Source organism: Paractinoplanes rishiriensis (assembly GCF_016862375.1).
In the GTDB taxonomy this organism is placed as follows: Bacteria; Actinomycetota; Actinomycetes; order Mycobacteriales; family Micromonosporaceae; genus Actinoplanes; species Actinoplanes rishiriensis.
Genome location: NZ_BOMV01000109.1, coordinates 1 through 17,257, shown reverse-complemented (window position 1 = coordinate 17,257; position 17,257 = coordinate 1). Strand labels below are relative to the sequence as shown.

16 protein-coding genes are annotated in these 17,257 nt (G+C 71.1%); 10 read left to right on the top strand and 6 right to left on the bottom strand.

Annotation, left to right across the window (positions count from 1 at the left end; all coding sequences use genetic code 11):
- Positions 1 to 50 precede the first annotated feature (50 nt).
- The 3 genes from Ari01nite_RS51565 to Ari01nite_RS45495 all read left to right on the top strand — a co-directional run bounded on the left by Ari01nite_RS51565 (position 51) and on the right by Ari01nite_RS45495 (position 1,477).
- Positions 51 to 263 (top strand): DUF6883 domain-containing protein, encoded by a 213-nt coding sequence (locus Ari01nite_RS51565; RefSeq protein ID WP_369076789.1) that lies wholly within the window; start codon positions 51 to 53, stop codon positions 261 to 263.
- 10 nt (positions 264 to 273) lie between these two features.
- Positions 274 to 477, top strand: coding sequence for a DUF4926 domain-containing protein (locus Ari01nite_RS45500; protein WP_203790511.1), 204 nt, complete (start codon positions 274 to 276; stop codon positions 475 to 477).
- 247 nt (positions 478 to 724) lie between these two features.
- On the top strand, positions 725 to 1,477 hold the full coding sequence (locus Ari01nite_RS45495) for a class I SAM-dependent methyltransferase (protein ID WP_203790509.1): 753 nt from the start codon (positions 725 to 727) through the stop codon (positions 1,475 to 1,477).
- A gap of 340 nt (positions 1,478 to 1,817) precedes the next feature.
- On the opposite strand, the gene Ari01nite_RS45490 is transcribed toward Ari01nite_RS45495, so the two are convergent.
- Positions 1,818 to 2,426: a DUF5317 family protein gene (locus Ari01nite_RS45490; protein WP_203790507.1), complete on the bottom strand. Its 609-nt coding sequence runs from the start codon at positions 2,424 to 2,426 to the stop codon at positions 1,818 to 1,820.
- A gap of 150 nt (positions 2,427 to 2,576) precedes the next feature.
- Here Ari01nite_RS45490 and Ari01nite_RS45485 point away from each other — a divergent pair, with 150 nt between their 5' ends.
- Positions 2,577 to 5,474, top strand: coding sequence for a glycosyl hydrolase (locus Ari01nite_RS45485; RefSeq protein ID WP_203790505.1), 2,898 nt, complete (start codon positions 2,577 to 2,579; stop codon positions 5,472 to 5,474).
- A gap of 6 nt (positions 5,475 to 5,480) precedes the next feature.
- On the opposite strand, the gene Ari01nite_RS45480 is transcribed toward Ari01nite_RS45485, so the two are convergent.
- The 3 genes from Ari01nite_RS45480 to Ari01nite_RS45470 all read right to left on the bottom strand — a co-directional run bounded on the left by Ari01nite_RS45480 (position 5,481) and on the right by Ari01nite_RS45470 (position 9,008).
- Entirely contained in the window at positions 5,481 to 6,659 is a 1,179-nt protein-coding gene (locus Ari01nite_RS45480; protein ID WP_203790503.1) for a type 2 periplasmic-binding domain-containing protein, read from the bottom strand.
- An 11-nt stretch (positions 6,660 to 6,670) separates the two neighbouring features.
- Entirely contained in the window at positions 6,671 to 8,344 is a 1,674-nt protein-coding gene (locus Ari01nite_RS45475; RefSeq protein ID WP_203790501.1) for a hypothetical protein, read from the bottom strand.
- Between the two features lie 328 nt (positions 8,345 to 8,672).
- The gene (locus Ari01nite_RS45470; protein WP_203790499.1) at positions 8,673 to 9,008 is read right to left on the bottom strand and encodes an XRE family transcriptional regulator; all 336 of its coding nucleotides are present in this window, start codon (positions 9,006 to 9,008) and stop codon (positions 8,673 to 8,675) included.
- 424 nt (positions 9,009 to 9,432) lie between these two features.
- Here Ari01nite_RS45470 and Ari01nite_RS45465 point away from each other — a divergent pair, with 424 nt between their 5' ends.
- Positions 9,433 to 10,995, top strand: coding sequence for a methyl-accepting chemotaxis protein (locus Ari01nite_RS45465; protein WP_203790497.1), 1,563 nt, complete (start codon positions 9,433 to 9,435; stop codon positions 10,993 to 10,995).
- A gap of 93 nt (positions 10,996 to 11,088) precedes the next feature.
- Positions 11,089 to 12,228, top strand: a complete 1,140-nt coding sequence (locus Ari01nite_RS45460) for a WD40 repeat domain-containing protein (protein ID WP_203790496.1) — start codon at positions 11,089 to 11,091, stop codon at positions 12,226 to 12,228.
- A gap of 5 nt (positions 12,229 to 12,233) precedes the next feature.
- Here Ari01nite_RS45460 and Ari01nite_RS45455 read toward each other — a convergent pair whose 3' ends face one another.
- Together Ari01nite_RS45455 and Ari01nite_RS45450 are read right to left on the bottom strand one after the other, a co-directional pair.
- On the bottom strand, positions 12,234 to 13,196 hold the full coding sequence (locus tag Ari01nite_RS45455) for a hypothetical protein (RefSeq protein WP_203790495.1): 963 nt from the start codon (positions 13,194 to 13,196) through the stop codon (positions 12,234 to 12,236).
- A gap of 106 nt (positions 13,197 to 13,302) precedes the next feature.
- On the bottom strand, positions 13,303 to 13,923 hold the full coding sequence (locus Ari01nite_RS45450) for a hypothetical protein (RefSeq protein WP_203790494.1): 621 nt from the start codon (positions 13,921 to 13,923) through the stop codon (positions 13,303 to 13,305).
- Positions 13,924 to 14,004: 81 nt separating this feature from the next.
- On the opposite strand from Ari01nite_RS45450, the gene Ari01nite_RS45445 reads away from it, so the two are divergent.
- The 4 genes from Ari01nite_RS45445 to Ari01nite_RS45430 all read left to right on the top strand — a co-directional run.
- The gene (locus tag Ari01nite_RS45445; protein ID WP_239163570.1) at positions 14,005 to 14,580 is read left to right on the top strand and encodes an RNA polymerase sigma factor; all 576 of its coding nucleotides are present in this window, start codon (positions 14,005 to 14,007) and stop codon (positions 14,578 to 14,580) included.
- On the top strand, positions 14,573 to 15,367 hold the full coding sequence (locus tag Ari01nite_RS45440; protein ID WP_203790493.1) for a hypothetical protein: 795 nt from the start codon (positions 14,573 to 14,575) through the stop codon (positions 15,365 to 15,367). The genes Ari01nite_RS45445 and Ari01nite_RS45440 overlap by 8 nt, the downstream gene beginning before the upstream one ends.
- 53 nt (positions 15,368 to 15,420) lie before the next feature.
- Entirely contained in the window at positions 15,421 to 16,332 is a 912-nt protein-coding gene (locus Ari01nite_RS45435; RefSeq protein ID WP_203790492.1) for a hypothetical protein, read from the top strand.
- Between the two features lie 5 nt (positions 16,333 to 16,337).
- On the top strand, positions 16,338 to 17,257 hold a 920-nt coding region (locus Ari01nite_RS45430), incomplete at its 3' end, for a serine/threonine-protein kinase (protein ID WP_203790491.1).

Below are 17,257 nucleotides of genomic sequence, written 5' to 3'. Positions count from 1 at the left end.
ACTGCCCGTGACCTGCACCGTCACGATGAAAATGACTCAGTGTCACGGGATTGGACGTCGGCGACGCCGCGCGAATCGATCATCAGATCCGCGATGGCGTACGCGAGGGCACGCCGATCGTGGGTAGGTCTGACCAGTACGGTCAGCGATGGGCAGTCGACGTGCCATTGACCGGTCCCAGAGGCAGCATCATGGTACGCACGGCGTGGATCCTCGACGCCGGATCGACCACACCTCGGCTGGTAACAATCTCATTCCCATAAGGGGGCGAACGTGGAGCTCTACGACACGGTCCGGCTGCTGGTCGACCTACCCGAAGAAGGGCTGGCAGCGGGCGCGATCGGCGCCGTCGTGCACGTCTTCGACAGGCCGAACCTGGCTTACGAAGTCGAATTCACCGACGAACGCGGCCACACGATCACCCAGATCCCGTTGACGCCCGACCAGTTTCACCCCATCGCCCCCTCGGATGTGTGACACGCAGGCGGGGAGTGTCTCTCTGCGGTGGTCGGCGGAGCGTTGCGGAGTGCTTGCCTCCGTAAGATTCTCGCATGCAGGTGAGCAGAGTGCTGGACCAGCACATTGCAGTGTTCGGTGAGAGCGGCAGTGGCAAGACGGTTCTGCTTTCCTCGTTCTACGAGTGCCACGCAGGAGGCCCAATACCTGCAGAAGAGTCTGTTCGACGTCGTGGCGGACGACGTCGGCCAGCACAAGCAGGCGCTTGATGGGTGAAGCGTTCTACTCGCACGCGCGGCTGTATGACCTGATGTTTCCGGGCGGCGGGCCCGCAGCCGACTTCTATCGGGCCGGCGCCGATCGGCAAGGCGGGCGCGTCCTGGAACTCGGGTGCGGCACCGGGCACAAGCTGATCCCCATCGCTTCCGACGGGCATCCGTGCGTCGGCCTTGATTTCTCGTCAGAAATGCTGGCTGAGGCTCAGCGTAAGGCGGACGCGCGCGGTGTCGCGGTGGAATTGATGCAGGGCGACATGCGGGCCTTCGATCTGGGCCGCACGTTCGACTTCGTGTTCATCGCAGCCAATTCCCTGCTGCATCTGCATGAGGCTGAGGATCTGGTGAGCTGCTTCCGGTCGGTTCGGCGACACCTGGCACCGGGGGCACGGTTCGTCTTCGATGTGTTCAACCCGAGCGTGCGCATGCTTGCCGAAGCCGATGGTGTGCGGCGCACCCGCGAGTCGTTGTCGTTCTGGGATCCGGACCGTGGCAACGTCCGTGTCGATGTCGCTGAGAGCTACGATGCGCCCGCGCAAGTTACTCGCGGGACGTGGCACCTCTCCACTGACTCCGAGCCCGACTTCGTCGTCGCACCGCTCGAAATCAGGAGCATCTTCCCGCAGGAGTTGCCGCTGCTTCTCTCGCTCGGCGGCCTTCGGCTCGTCGAGCGGTTCGGCGACTGGTCCGGTCGACCACTTGCCGTGGAATCGCCACTTCAACTCTGCATCTGCGAGTCCGCGTGATCGAGGCGAGCACGTTGGAGTCGAGCCGGTTGAGTGGGACCGCGACGCGGCGAGTTCGGCGGTGTCGGCCATTCGATACCGCTCGGTCTCGCCGCGTCGCGGGCCGTTAGGACATCTGGCTCGGGGCGCCCACGGTGTAGAGGAGCAGGGCCAAGGTGGCCAGGGTGGCGGCAGCCAGCACGACGCGCTGCCAGGACATGGTGCGGGTCATCGTGTTCTCCCTTGGTTGGGCGGGTGGGTCAGGCCGAGTCCTGCGGCGCGCCGATCGTGTAGAGCAACAGGGCCAGCGTGGCCAGCGTGAAGGTGGCCAGCACCAGGCGTCGCCAGGTGAGTTGGACGGTCATTGAGCACCTCCTCTCGTCAACGGTTTCTCGTCGGGTTGCTCCTCTGCGGGGCGGCCCCGGCGCATCACCAGGACGACCAGGGCGATGATGCCGCCGCTGATCAGGACGTCGCCGGGGCTCGCCACCTTGCGGACCACTGGCACCGGAATTACGTCGCCGAGCGCGGCCAGCCGGGTGCCGGAGTCGGCCGGTGCGTTCTTCGGGCCCTCGCGGTCGGGCGCGTTCCCCACCGCGACGGACGTCGCCGGGTCGTACGGCATCCGGCCGTTCAAGCCGATGACCAGGGCGTTCATGGCGGCGCCGAGCACGATCGCGACGCCGGCCAGGCGGATCGCGGTGGGCCAGTGCCACAGGTTGACCCCCAGCCAGACGAAGACGATCGCGAAGACCGGCGCGAGCATCGGGATGCCGGCCGTGTCCTCGACGAAGTGCCGCACGCCGGGCGCGAAATACTGGGTGAACTGGACCGCCGCCGCGAGCCAGACCAGCCACAGCGCCCGGATCCGCACGGTGCGGAAGCCGCTCAGGCGACCGCCGCACAGGTATCCGAGCAGCACCCCGATGACCGGCGGTGCGGCAGTCAGCACGAAGAAGCTGAACGACACGGCCCCCTTTCTAGCCTCCGCCGTCAAGGGCTGCCCGAAAGGGCGCGTTTCCATTTGAAACATTGACGACCATGCGACGTAACACTTACCTTCGCCTCCACTAGAGAGCGCTCTCACGGGCTCTGCCAGGCAAAATTCAGTGGAGGCGTGATGAGAAGTGCTCCCGGCCGCCGAACGTTCGGGCTGGCTGTTGCCGCGGCTGTCGCCGCCGGGCTCACCGCGGTCGCGGTCGGCGGCTCGGCCGGCGCGGCCACCGTCGGCGCGGGCAGCTACACCGAGACGCTGCCGGCCGGCGCGAGCCTGCCGGTCGGCTGTGGGGATCTGGCCACCAACCCGCGCCAGTTCATGACCGCGAACGCCCCGGCCGGGCCGGTGCCGACCAACGACTGGTGGTCGTCGCTGGTCTTCAAGAAGTTCGACTGCTCGTACAGCGAGAACCTGCACGCGCACCCGACGAGCTACGACACCACCTCGGGCGGGCTGGGCTTCTCCTACAACACCACGCCGCAGATCAGCGGCTCGGCTACCGGGGTGGGCGAGTACCACTACATCTACCAGGAGGACTTCACCGCCGGGGTGGCCGGGCTGAACGCCCCGCGCACCCTGGTCGACTCGTGGACCGACTGGACCGTCACGCCGTACTGGAGTGACGGCACCCGGACCATGAAGGCGACCATCGGGCACGGCCTGCCGTTCGCGTACTTCCAGGTCACCGGCGGCAACGCCCAGATCACCGCGAAGAGCACCCCGGCGGTCTGGTCCAACAGCGGATCGCGGATCGGTTACTCGGTCGCCGGCAGGGACTATGTCGCGTACGCGCCCACCGGGGCCACCTGGTCGGTCAGCGGCACCGTCATCACCTCCACGCTGGCCGGCAAGGGCTACTTCTCGATCGCCGTGCTGCCGGGCAGCGCCGACCGGGTCGCGCTGGCCGACAGTTTCGGCCAGTACGCGCACAACCACGTCACCGGCACCCGGGTGTCCTACTCCTACAGCCAGAACACCGGCCGGGTCGCCACCACCTACGCCTACACCACCACCGCGCGCGAGGGCTCGGGCACCGGGACCGTCATCGGCCTCTACCCGCACCAGTGGCGGGCCCTGACCGGAGCGACCCCCATCGCGCCGACCTACGTGACCGCCCGCGGAGCCATGAAGACCCTCGTCGGCGCCTCGTCGTTCACCACGTCGGCGGTCTTCAACGGCGTGCTGCCCGAGGTGCCCGCGGTGGCCACCAGCAGCGGTGCCGACCTGTCCACCCTCAACGGCTATCTCGACCAGGTCAAAGACAATCCGGTTCCGGTACGCAACAACGACACCTACTGGACCGGCAAGGCGCTCGGCATCGGGGCCCGGATCGCCGAGATCGCCGACCAGCTCGGCCGCACCGACGTCCGCGACACCGCGCTGGCCACCATCCGCACTCAGCTGAACGACTGGTTCACCGCCTCGTCGGGCAAGACCCAGAAGCTGTTCTACTACGACCGGAACTGGGGCACGCTGATCGGCTACCCGGCGTCGTACGGTTCCGACGCCGAACTCAACGACCACCACTTCCACTACGGCTACTTCATCGCCGCGGCCGCGACCCTGGCCAAGTTCGATCCGGCCTGGGCGGCGACCTCCGCGTACGGCGGCATGGTCGACCTGCTGATCCGCGACGCCAACAACTACGACCGTGGCGACAACCGGTTCCCGTACCTCCGCGATTTTGATATTTATGCCGGGCACGACTGGGCAGCCGGGCATGGCGCCTTCTTCGCGGGCAACAACCAGGAGTCCTCGTCGGAGGGGATGAACTTCGCGAACGCCCTGATCCAGTGGGGACAGGCGACCGGCAACACCGCGATCCGCGACGCCGGCATCTTCATCTACACGACGCAGTCCGCGGCGATCAACGAATACTGGTTCGACACCCGGGACGAGAACTTCCCGGCCGCGTTCGGCCACGGCACGGTCGGCATGGTCTGGGGCGACGGCGGAGCGTACTCCACCTGGTTTGCCTCCGCGCCCGAGCAGATTCACGGCATCAACCTGCTGCCGGTCACCGGCGGGCACTTCTATCTGGGTAACGACCCGGCCTACGTGCGGCGCAACTACGCCGAGATGGTCACCAACGCCGGCCACGAACCGGCGCTCTGGCAGGACATCGCCTGGCAGTACCTGGCGCTCGGCGACGGCGAGGGGGCGCTGTCCCGGTTCCGGGCCAACAGCGGCTACACCCCCGAGGAGGGCGAGACCAAGGCGCACACGTTCCACTGGATCCGCAACCTGGCCGCGCTCGGCACGGTGGATCTCACGGTCACCGCCAACCATCCGCTGCACCGGGTGTTCAGCAAGAACGGCGTGAAGACGTACGTGGCTGCCAACATCACCAACGCGGCGCTCACGGTGACCTTCTCGGACGGCAAGGTGCTGTCGGTGCCGGCCGGCCGGACGGTGGCCAGCGGCGCGGCGAACTTCTCCGGTGGCAACGCGACGGGCGGCGGAATAAATCCTAAAAACCCGACAAACCCGACACCGACCAGCCCGACAGCCAACCCGACGACGAGCCCGACGCCTACTCCGACCAGCAACACCTCGGCGGTCCGCTACCTGCAGGCGAACGGCCTGCTGGCCGGTACCGCGGGCAGCGCCGGCACCGCGACCGTGGTCAAGTCGTCCGGCGTCAACGACAACCAGCCGCACTCGCCGACCACGTTCACCGCGACCGGCCTGAACCTCACCTACCGGTCCGGCGCCGCGACCGCGTTCGGCATCGCGGTGGACGCCGGCACCTCGGTCGGCAACGCCACCCAGGTCCGCGTCTCGTACGACCTGACCGGCAACGGCAGTTTCGACCGGGTGGAGACGTTCCGCTACTTCGCCACCGACCCGGTCACCGGCTGGGAGCGCTACACCGACGCGGCCGGTCAGGTCACCGCGACCGGAGCCCTCGGCAACCTGGCGAACGGCACGGTCAAGGTGGAGATCTGGAGCGCCATCGGATCCGGGGCCAGCACCGTGTCGCTCGGTGCGCTGTCGGCGGTGACGCTGCCGTACCAGTAAGCCCTTTCAGGACAGCCGGTTTCGCGTCTCCTCGCGGAACCGGCTGCTCCAGTCCTCGTAGTCGGCTCGCTGCGGCCGGAGGGTGCACGCGTCGAGGTGGCCGTCGTCGATGCCGTACAGCTCGGTCCGCAACTGCTCGTCGGCGTACATCTCGGCGATCGTGGGCACGTAGCCCGCGTTGTAGTTGAGCTGCCACTGGCTTGCCGCCCCGGCGAGATGGACGGCGAGCTCGCGGGCGCTGTCGGCCAGCGGCGAGCGCTTGCCCACCGCGATCACCTGCCCGCCCAGCACACCACCGGGAATGGGCACGAACTCGTAGATCGCCGCGCCGGCCTCGGCGGCCGGCAGGTGCCGGGTCAGGTCGCGGCACTGCGACGGCCAGAGCCGGGCGGCCACCGCCCGGTCCTCCTCCAGAGCGTCGAACGTGGTCTTCTCGGTGCCGCCGCCGAGGTCGAACGTGCCCCGCGGGAAGATCCTTTTGATCGGGTCGAGCGTGCCGAACGCCGCGACGAGTTCGGTGAGGCAGGCGGTGAATCCTTCGTACGGGCCGGTCTGCAGCAGGATGCGCCGGGTCCCGGCCGGCCCGTTCGCCCGGGTTACCAGGTCCAGCGCGGTGGTCCAGAACTCGGCGCCGGTCAGCGTGCGGAGGGTGTCCAGCACGCCCGGGTCGCCGAATCGGGCGGTGTTGAACGCCAGCAGCGGAAAGTCGGTGTTCAGCGGCAGCGCGCAGACCTCGTCGCCGACCACGCACCGGTCGGCGATCCGGCCGATGCAGCCGAGGTCCTCGACCAGCCAGGTCCGGTCCAGGTCGGCGAACGGGACCACCTGGCCGGCCGCGACCAGCCCGGGCAGGTGCTCGGCGTCGACGATGAGCAGGTCGGCGTACTCCGGTGCCCGGTTCAGCAGGTTCTGGATGCCGGCCAGCTGGATGTCGCTCGACTCGCCCGCGTTCACGTAGGTCGCGGTGAGTCCCCGGGACCGGACCCGCGGGCGCTCGGTCCACACCCGCAGCGCGCTGGACCGGGCACCGCCGAACTCGGTGCCGCCGTGCACCTGGATCGGCCGGTTCGCTCCCGGCTCGGGTGCACGGTCCCCGCGGGCCTGCCACGCCAGCGCGAGGCCGCCGGCGACGCCGGCTCCGAGGGTGGTCAGCAGGGTGCGCCGGGTCAGAGCCGGACGGGGCATGGTGCTTCCCTTCAGCTGGTGAGGCGGGCGAGTTCGTCGGCGACGTCCGCGGGAGAGCCGTTGGCGGGCCGGCAGCCCGCCCGGGCGAACCGCGGTACCGCCGCGCAGTCCTGGGGATTGCCGATGACGAGCACCACGACGCCGCGGAGCAGGTCCCGCGCGACCGGGCGTTCGCGAAAGAGGTTGACGCCGTCGGTCAGCAGGACGGTGACCGGGCGCTCGCCGGCCCGGACGGCGGCCTCGCGCAGGGTCCGGGCCCGGGCCAGGAAGGTGGGCAGGCCGGTCTCGCCCCGGGCCGCGACGGCTGGTGCGCGGCGCTCGGCACCGTCCCGCCACCGCACCGGGTCGGGCCTCGTGCCGGCGTCCTGCGCAATCAGGACGGTGGTCCGCGGTTCGGTCCGCACCAGGCCGCCCATTCCGGCCTCGAGCGTAGGCAGGCCACCCCGATACCCCGGGTCGCTGTCGTGCCCGGTGCTCGACGACGCGTCCAGCACCGCGATCAGGCGCACCGGCCGGGACACCTCGAGCGGTTTCAGGCTCTTGACCTCCGTGACGGCGGCGGCCACGTTGCCCACCAGCGGGTCGAGATCCGCCCGGCCCGGGTCGTGTTGCACGCTGCGGAAGAGGCTGGCGACCGCTGCCCGGGCCTCTTTCCCGGGCCCGTAGCGACCGTCCGGCGGCTGAAGCGGAATGCCGAGGACCGGCACGCTGATCGCCGTGCCGGACCGGTCCGCGACCGCGTCGCGTACCAGATTGGCGTGGTTGCAGGGGGTCTCGGTCCAGCTCCGCGGGATCACCACGCCGGCCGGGCAGGAATCCTGTTCGGTGCCGAAACCGGCGCTGCTCGGGCTCAGCCGCCGGCCGAGTTTCATCGCCGCCTTCATCGCCACCGGGTCCGGGGGAGTCGCCGCCCGGAAGGACAGTCGCTGCTCCGCGGTCCGGCCGGAGGGCGGGAACACCGAGGCGACGTCCCGGCCGATGCCGAACCAGGAGGTCGCCGGCGCCGGGTCGACGCCGGCCCGGTCCGGGTTCAGGTTCCGCACCACCTCCGGATCGGAGGTGATCAACCCGCCCAGCACCGCCGCCGAGCCACGCAGCTGTTTCAGCACGTCCCGATCGGTGCGGACCAGCCACAGCGCCTGGGTACAGGCGGTCGAGCCCTCCGCGCGCAGGGCGTCCAGCGCGCTGCTGATCCGCGGCAGCAGCGACGCCTGGACCACGACCATCACCCGCCCGCAGTTCGCGGTCGCTGCCGCCGGCCGCACCACCAGCCCGGCCAGCACCACGACCACCAGCAGGACCCCGACCGCCCGGCGACCGAGCCAGAGCACCACGAGGGCACCCAAGAGCAAGATCAACTGCATCAGGGGCACCGCGTACGCGGGCAGGAAGCCGAGCCAGTCCACCCGCCACCGCCACGGCCACCACACGATCGCCGCGCACCCGGCGGTCATCGCGGCCGGCCACCACCACCAGGCCGGCGCCCGGGACGGCGCCGCGGCATCACCCGAACCGGGCAGATCGGCGGCGCTCTGCCAGCAGGCCAGCCAAGCCGCGGCGCCGGTCAGCAGCACCGCCGCGACCCACCAGGGCCAGCCCGCCTGCAGCTGATTGATCACCGCACTGTTCACCGCGGTGAGCACCACAGCCGTACCGGCACCCCACACGACCTGACGACGACGCACGACCGACCAACGACCGGCCGCTAACCCCCGGACTCGGACGATCGGCCGACTTGCCCCGCTGTCCAGCCCACCCGGCCGTCAGCCAGCCGGCAGGGCCCACGGGCCGGCGGTGAACTGCCGCGGCCGATCAGTGGGATGTAATGGGCGGTATGCGAGCCTCGCGGCTTTTCCGGACGCTGCCGACCCTGCGGGACCGCGTCTCGGCAACGACAGGCGCCGCCGGTTGTCGGCGACGTCGTTGCCGCTGGAACGCCGTAGTCGGGCAGACCTCGGACCCGGAAACTGTCCAGGTAGTGGGGACCACCTCAAGGAGGCGGCGGCGACGTGGCTAGGCCGCGCTGCCCAGCCCGCTGGCCGGAGTGGCCGACCCGCCGCGATGGACCCGGTCGAAAGCGGTCAGCCACCGGATCTGCTCCCGGGGTGGAATCCCGCAGCCGCGCAGGAACGCCACCAGCGAATCGCGCCTCGGCGCGCCCGTTCCGCGGATCAGGTTGTACGTGGTGGCGCGGGAGATCGGCGTACCGGCATCGCGGCTGCGCCGGACCACGCTGTCGACCGAGCGGCGGCGCGCTCGCATCAGGGCGTGCAGGCGCTCGGCCAGTTCGTCCGGGGCGGTGGCGCCGGTGGGGTCAGGGGGAACCGACGGGGTGAGTTCGGAGTTCATCGGACTCGCCTTCCTCATTGCCGCATCGGCAACTGCGGCACTAAGTCAAACCTGATCCTTTAGGGGCCGCAGCCGCCGAACAAGTACGCACCTGCGCACCACTCTGACCGCCGCGTACCTGCGCAGCCGCCCACGGAACGACGAGGGCGCGACCGCGGTCGAGTACAGCCTGCTGGTGTCGCTGATCGCGGTCGTCATCGCCCGGCGTCACGCTGCTCGGCGGGCACATCAACGAGGTCTTCACGAACCTTTCGAAGAAGTTCTGAGCCGGTAGCAAAGCGGTGCATCAGCTCGGATCGGATGTCACCGCGACCGAATTTCGAAGGCGTATGCGGCCCGACCTGCGGGCCGCCGCTCTCGGGGGTTCGTGATGGAAACTGCGCGGCGTCGGCGGGGGATCGCCGGTTGGCTGATGGATCTTCGAGTGGGTACGAAGATCCTGATGGCGGTTCTGGTGGTCGCATTTCTCGGTACGGGCGTGGCCTCGTTCGCCGTGGCCGAAATGGCGGTGATCAACCGGAACACGGACGCCGTCTACGGCGGCAGCCAGCAGTTGCGGACGATCGCCGAGCTGCGCAACGCGTTCAACCGGGTCCGGATCAACTCGCTCAACCACTTCGCGGCGACCGACCTGGAGACCGAGCAGGCCGCCGAGAAGGCCCTGGCCGCCGACCTGAAGGCGCTCGCCGCGGCGGAGAAGGAGTACAAGGCGTACGAGCTCGGCCCGATCCGGGTGGCCGCGCTGGCCGACTTCGACCGGGCCTGGGCCGAGTACGTCACGATTCTCAACGAGAAGCTGCTCCCGCTGAGCCGGGCCGGCCGGGACATCGAGGTGGCGGCGGTCCGTAAGGCCGAGGTCGAGCCGCTGGTCGCGGCGGCCCGCGAGGCGATGGACACGCTGAGCGACCAGACCGTGGTCAAGGCGGGGGAGCAGAAGGACGAGGCCGCGGCGGCTTACGCCAGTGCCCGTACGCTCGTGATCACGCTGATCATCTTCGGCCTGGTGCTGGGCGTCGCCGCCGCGGTCGGTATCGCCCGGCTGATCACCGGTCCGCTGGGGCGCTGCGTCAAGGTCCTGACGTCGATCCGGGGCGGCGATCTCACCGCGCGCACCGGCCTGGTCGGCAAGGACGAGGTCGCCGTACTCGCTCAGGCTTTGGACACCTCCACCGAGGCGATGGCCGGCATGGTGCGCCAGGTCGCCGACAACGCGCACCACGTCGCGGCCGCCTCGGAAGAGCTGACCGCGGTGTCCACCGAGATGTCGTCGGCCGCCGAGGAGACGTCGGCCCAGGCCGGTGCGGTGTCCGACGCCGCCGAGTTGGTCTCGCACAACGTGCAGACGGTCGCCGCGGGCGCCGACGAGATGGGCACCTCGATCCGGGAGATCGCGAACAGCGCGACCGAGGCCGCGATGGTGTCGGCGCAGGCGGCGCAGACCGCGGAACGGACCAACGAGATCGTGCAACGGCTGGGCCAGTCCTCCGCCGAGATCAGCAGCGTGGTGCAGACCATCACCTCGATCGCCGCGCAGACCAACCTGCTCGCGCTGAACGCCACGATCGAGGCGGCCCGGGCCGGCGAGATGGGCAAGGGCTTCGCGGTGGTGGCCTCCGAGGTCAAGGACCTGGCGCAGGAGACCGCCCGGGCCACCGACGACATCTCCCGGCGGATCGGCGCCATCCAGCAGGAGACCGACGAGGCGATGGTGGCGATCGGCGAGATCACCGCGGTCACCGCGCGGATCAACGACCACACCTCGACCATCGCCGCCGCGGTCGAGGAGCAGACCGCCACCACCGGCGAGATGTCCCGCAGCGTGAACGAGGCGGCATCCAGCGCCGGCGACATCGCCGGCACGATCTCGGGCGTGGCGCAGGCGGCGGATTCGACCGCCACCGGCGCCACCCAGACCCAGGCGACCGCGCAGGAACTCGCCCGGATGGCGGCCGAGCTGCACCAGACCGTATCGGCCTACCGGGTCTGACCGGGCCGGGCCGGCGGACCGTCGGAGGTATAGGAAACGTCGAGGATTTCGCCAGGGTCCGGTGCGGAGCCGAGCCGGACCCGGCCGAAAAGCGTGAACCCGGATGTGCGGGCGACGGTGCTGGGCGATCAGGTACTCCGGGTGGCGGGCGGCGGCCGGATAGCCGCCGTCCAACTGGCGCGCGAACGCGGCTACTTCGTGCAGTTCGTGCGGGCCAGCCACCTGTGCACCGCAACGGTGGACGCCACGACCGGCGAGGTGACGGCCGTCGTCGATCACGGTGAGTTACCGTCTAAGCTGGACGAGTCACAGCAACGTCGGTGGGAGACGCCGGCCGAGGTGCAACTGACGTCAGGCATCCACGATCTGGCAAAGGCGCACCACGATGCCGCGGCGGCATATGCCGCAACCGACGCTGGGGTCGCGCTGGTTGCCCTGCGTGCCGGCAAGCTGCAGCAAGAGACCAACATCAAGACCGGCTTCGGTACGACGCGGCACGTGGCCGCCGTGCCGGGCGGCGTCATCGGCGCCACCAGCGACGGCCACGTGTTCCGGCACGACCACGACGGCCGCCGAGTCTGGCACGTGAGGCTGCATGTCACCTCGCTGGCGGCGGACAGTGTCGGCGAACGGCTGCTGCTCGGCACCGACGCCGGTGACGTGCAGGTGCATGCCCGCACCGGCGAGGTGATCGGGCGCAGTTCGGGCAAGGCGGTCCGGGCCGCGGCCTTCCTCGCCAACGGTGACCGGGTCCTGACCGGCGAGCGCGGCACGCTTCAGGTGCTCGGCGGGGACGGGTCGCTGCGCTGGTCGTGGCGCCAGCCCGAACGTCCCGAGCGGCTGTGGGTGCAGGGCGGCCGGGTCTACCTGGCGGGCGAGGGAGGCCTCAAGGAGATCGTCGTCGGACAGGGCGTGGTGTGCCGCTGGCCGTCCGACGAGGCGGTGACCGCAGCGGTCGTCGCCGGCGGCACCGTGTTCACCTGCGGGCGGCACGTCCGCCAGTTCGGCTACGCCACCGCAGCCGATCGCGGCCAACTCCCGGACCTGCCCACGCCCCCGAGATCGATGACCCTGCTCAAAACCGGCGGCCCAGCGCCCGGCGGCCCAGCGCCTGGCGGCCCAGCGCCCGGCGGCCGCACCTCGACCGGATCGGACCAGGGCGGGCGCTGGCTGCTGGTCGCGTACGGCGACGGGAAGCTGGCGGCCTGGCGCCTGGCTCAGCCCCAGCGGTAACCGGCTCAGCTCAGCGTCGCCGCCTGAATGTCGACGTTTCCGCACGTCGGGTGATGTTGGACGGCGACGTTCCAGCTCACCCGCAACGTCTCGCCCGCCGGTGCCCGGAATCTGATCACGAACACCGCCGTGCCGTTTGTCTGTGCGTTTTCCAGGCTTGCGGTGGCCGTCCGGCCCGCCAGCGTGGCGGTCAGCGCACCCCGCGCCGCCCACACCCCGGCATAGAACCGCAGCGTTCGCGTGGTCGGTGACGCCGCCGCCGAGATCGTGAAGCCGCCGCCGGCCTGGCACACGTAAAGGCCCGTGGGGGTGGGGCCTGCCGATGTCGTCGGGGTGCCGCCGGTCCAGGTGAAGCGTTGCGGGTTGTTGTCGTAGCGGCCGCGCGGGCCGGACCCGCCCAGATCTCTGATCTCGCCGGTGCCGCCGCTCTTGCGGTTCAGCGAGGTCGGGCCGGACAGGCCCCAGTGGACCCAGTCGCGGGTGCCCAGGGCGGCCAGATTGACCGTGGCCGGCACGGCGGCCCGCGAAACACTGAGGGTCGGCGTGACCGGTTTTGCCTTCGTCGGAGCCGGAGACGGTCTCGTGGCGACCGGGATCGACTCCGGCGACGGTGACGACGACGACAGCGAGAGCCCCGGCAACACCGGCCCCGTCGGCGCCGCGACCGGCGGCTCCCACGGCCCGGGCAGCACCAGCGGCGGCGGCGCCGACACCGAGTCGTCGTGGCGCCAGAACAGCACCGTGCCGCCGAGCAGCAGCACGCTGCCCATTACGGCCAGCGCCAGCGTCCACCGGGCCCGGAGCGAGCTGTCGTCCGCGTCGTCCGCCTGCCGGTGGGAAACCCCGGGGTGCAGCGGCGGCACCCGCCGCGGGGCGTTGCCGCCGCCGCCCGGTGGCGGGCCGGTCAGCCAGCTGTTCCTGGGTGCCGGCCAGCCCGCTGGGTCGTCCTGGTCGTTGCCTGATGCCACCGGCTTTACCTCGGTTTTGTGTCGCTTTGCGTCGCCGGGGAGTCAGGGTACAGACACTCATCGTTGTTTGACAGAGGGTAGGTCAATGTAAAGAAAACTGCCGTAATCAAGTCCGGCGAGGGCGGCGCCGGGTCAGGATGAGGGCGCCCGCCGCGGCCACCAGCACGGCACCGCCGATCAGCGCCGCACCCCAGGAACCACCGCGGGGCGCCGGCGTGGTCTCGGCGGCGGCAACCGGTACGGCCTTCGGCAGCGGCGCGGGGCCGGGCGGCCGGATCGTCTTCCAGTGCGTGTAGTCGATCTTGATGTCCGCGTACTCCGGCGGCACCGGCAGGGCCCTGAACCCGCCCGGCACGGTCGCCTTCCCCAGCGGGTAGTCCCCGAACACCCCCTGCGAGCTGGTGATCTCCCAGGTGCCGGCACGCTCGAAGACGACGGCCGCAGCGAAGTGGCCCGGTTCCGGCAGTCTCGAACCCTGGTACGTGACGGTCCGCCCCGTGTCGTCGGTGACCAGGAGCGCGACCTCGCCGAGGTTCTCCCCCCAGAACGGGTGCGAACCGTGCTGAAGCACCCAGAACCCGATGGTGTACGCGACGCCCGGTGCGATCTTGGCGGGGAGCGGGTCGAGCAGCGTGGTGGCCCAGCCGCCGGCCCGGGCCGGTGCCGGACCGGCCAGGGCGGCCACGACGACGAGCAGTGCGGCAGCGATGATGCGGAGCAGTCTCACGGTGATGCACCTCCGTCCGGAGGACACCGCTGCGGGCGTCCGGGTTCCCGGAACCTTTTCCCGCCGGGTGGTGTCAAGTGGGTGGAGGAGGTTGGGGAACTGGACGACGCCGAGGCCGTGGCCCTTGCCCAGAACGGCGACCTGGACGCGTACGAGCGCCTGGTCGCCCGCTACACCGCGGCCGCACACCGGGCGGCCGTGCTGCTCGGCGCCGGCGACGACGCCGACGACATCGTGCAGGAGGCGTTCGTGAAGGCGTTCCGCAAGCTGCGGTGGTGCCGCGACGCGTACCGGCCCTGGCTCCTCGCGATCGTCGCCAACGAGACCCGCAACCTGCACCGCTCGCGCCGCCGCCGGGACGGTGTCCTCCAGGCCGCGGCCGCCCGGGTCGAGCAGCCCGACCATCAGGCCGACGAGCCGGCCGCCGCCGCGCTGGCCGCCGAGCGCCGCGCCGAGCTGGCGAGTGCCCTGGACCGTCTCGACCACCGCGATCGCGACGTGCTGACCTGCCGCTATCTGCTCGAGCTGTCCGAGGCCGAGACCGCCGCCGCACTGGGCTGGGCCAAGGGCACGGTCAAGTCGCGCACCTCACGAGCCTTGCGCCGGCTCCGCGCCCTCCTCGACGCCGACGTCACCCAGGAGGTGGGCCGTGCCTGAGCCCGACGACCTGGTGCGCGAGCTGCGCGATCTGGGGGAAAATCTCAAAACCCAACCTGCAGACGTACGCGCTGCCGTGCGCGACCGGCTAGCGGCGAACCCGGTTCCCGGCCGGTTCGCCCGCCGCCCGATCCGCCGTCCGGCCCGCCGTCCGGCCCGCCGTCCGGCCAGCCGTCCCGTCCGCCGCTGGTGGCCGGCCGCCGCGGCGATCCTGGTCGCCGCCACCCTGCTGCTGGTCCCCCCGGTGCGCGGCGCCGCCGCCCAGGCCGCCGCCGCGGTGCTGCGCTTCGCCGGCATCGTGGTCGACACCAACCCCGGCGCCGCCCCCACCGCCGCCCCCGGCCCGCTGCCGTCGCTGAGCACGGCCACCCTGGACGAGGCCCGCCGCCGCGCCGCGTTCCGGATCGGCGTGCCCGCCGCGCTGGGCCCGCCCGAGCGGGTCGAACTGGCCGACCCGGCCCCCGGCGGGGCGCCCCGACTGGTGACCCTGCTCTACGACAACGGCACCGTCCGCCTCGACCAGTTCGACGGCGAGTTGGACCCGCTCTTCCTCAAGAAGCTCTTCATCCGCGGCATGTCCTGGACCGACGTCGACGGCCTGCGAGCACTGTGGATACCCGAACCGCACACCGTCGCGTACGTGGACCGCGACGGCCGCACCCGCATCGAAACCGCTCGCTTGGCCGGCGCCACCCTGATCTGGCAGCGGGGCGCGGTCACCCTCCGCCTGGAGGGCGACCTCACCGAGGACGAGGCGCTGCGGATCGCCCGGTCGGTGCGCGACTAAGCACTGGCTGAGCGGCCATGTTGCCGCGCTTCTCGAACTGACACAGTGGGCGCATGCAAATTTCGCGACCCGGTCTGGCGCCGGCGATCGTTGCCTGTGCGCTGGTGCTGACCGGATGTGCGGCCGCGGGCGGTGAGCAGCCGCCGGCCGGCACCCAGTCCGCCGGCACCCAGTCCGTCGGCGGTGTTCCCGAGTCCGCGGCGCCCGCGGGGCTCCGGGTCGATCGTTCCTACTGGTACGCGGGCTTCAAGGTGACCCTCGGTGCGGCGCGCCTGGTCGAGCCGGGCCCGGTGGTGGTGATCGAGGCGGCGTTCCAGAACCTGGGCGACGACGACGCGGCGCCCACCGAGGAGCTGCTGATCACCAGCGGGGCGGAGAGCTATGACGAGCCGTCGAGCGAGCATGCCGAGTTGCCGGAGGTGCCGGCTCTGCGCAGCCGCACCGGCGCGATCGCGATCGAGGTGGACGAGCGGTTCCGTCTCGCCGACGCGGTGCTGACGGTGGGGGAGACCGGGTCGCGGCAGGCGGTCGTGCCGCTGTCCCGGGCGGACGGGCTGATCTCGCTGGAACCGCGGCCGTTCACGGTGGCCGGCAAGGTCTACCCGGACGGCCGCAAGGACGTCCACATGACACTCACCGGCGGCGAGGTGCGGTCCGACGACCCGGCGAACCACGATCAGGCACCGGCCGGGCAGGAGTTCGTGCGGCTCAAATTCACCGCCACCAACACCGGGCCGGCCGGGATGACGTACGTCTTCGACCGTGACCTGACCCTGGTCCTGCCGGACGAGAGCCGGGCCGGGCACGCGGGCGCGTGCAGCCGGGCGCAGGTGCACGTCGAGTCGCACGCCACCGTGAAACCCGACGGACCGGCGTGCTTCGCCGTGCCGGCCCCGGCGACCGGTGCGTACCGGCTCATCTGGGGTGACCAGGAGCGTGGCAGCCTGCGCTTCAGCATCGGCTGACGCGGATGGACCTGCATCCCGGCGACCCGCGGCGGCTTGGCGGCTACCGGCTGCTCGGGCGCCTCGGCGAGGGCGGCATGGGCACGGTGTTCCTGGCCGTGGACGACGGCGGCGACGGCCGGCCGGTGGCGATCAAGGTGATCCGCGCCGAGTACGCCCGGGACGAACAGTTCCGCATGCGGTTCCGCCGGGAGGCCGAGGCGGCGCAGCGGGTGGCCCGGTTCTGCACCGCCCAGGTGCTCGACGTGGTGCTCGACGGCGAGGTCGCGTACCTGGTCACCGAGTACATCGAGGGCCCGACGCTGGCCGGGTGGGTGGCGCAGAATGGCCCGCTGCGCGGCTCCATGCTGGACAGTCTCGCGACCGGGGTGGCCGCCGCGCTCAACGGCATCCACGCCGCCGGCGTCGTGCACCGCGACCTCAAGGCCAGCAACGTGCTGCTGTCCCGGCTCGGCCCCAAGGTGATCGACTTCGGCATCGCCCGGGCACTGGACAGCCCGGTCACCCGCACCGACTCCGGCCCGGTCATCGGCACCCCCACCTACATGGCACCCGAGCAGTTCGACGGCAAGATCACCGCGGCGTCCGACATCTTCGCGTGGGGCTGCGTGATCTCGTACGCGGCCACCGGCCGGACACCGTTCGGCGCCGGCACCCCGTACGAGATCATGCGGAGAGTGACCACCGCGGACCCGGACCTGTCCGCCCTCGAGACCCCGCTGCGTGACCTGGTCGCCCGCGCCCTGCGCAAGCGGCCGCAGGAGCGGCCGTCGGCGCGCGAACTGCTGCTGGCGCTGGTCGGCGACGCGACCGACCCGATGCGGGCCACCACAAAGATCCTGGACGCGGCCGACTGGACCCGCCCGGCCGCTCCCGGCACCGACCCACCGACCGAAGGCGGCGCCCCACCCGCCGGCCGGAACGT

Excerpts from the sequence above, each read along its gene's own strand:
- Ari01nite_RS45495 (WP_203790509.1), top strand. The coding sequence starts at position 725 with ATGGGTGAAGCGTTCTACTCGCACGCGCGGCTGTATGACCTGATGTTT.
- Ari01nite_RS45485 (WP_203790505.1), top strand. The coding sequence starts at position 2,577 with ATGAGAAGTGCTCCCGGCCGCCGAACGTTCGGGCTGGCTGTTGCCGCG.
- Ari01nite_RS45480 (WP_203790503.1), bottom strand. The coding sequence starts at position 6,659 with ATGCCCCGTCCGGCTCTGACCCGGCGCACCCTGCTGACCACCCTCGGA.
- Ari01nite_RS45470 (WP_203790499.1), bottom strand. The coding sequence starts at position 9,008 with ATGAACTCCGAACTCACCCCGTCGGTTCCCCCTGACCCCACCGGCGCC.
- Ari01nite_RS45435 (WP_203790492.1), top strand. The coding sequence starts at position 15,421 with ATGCAAATTTCGCGACCCGGTCTGGCGCCGGCGATCGTTGCCTGTGCG.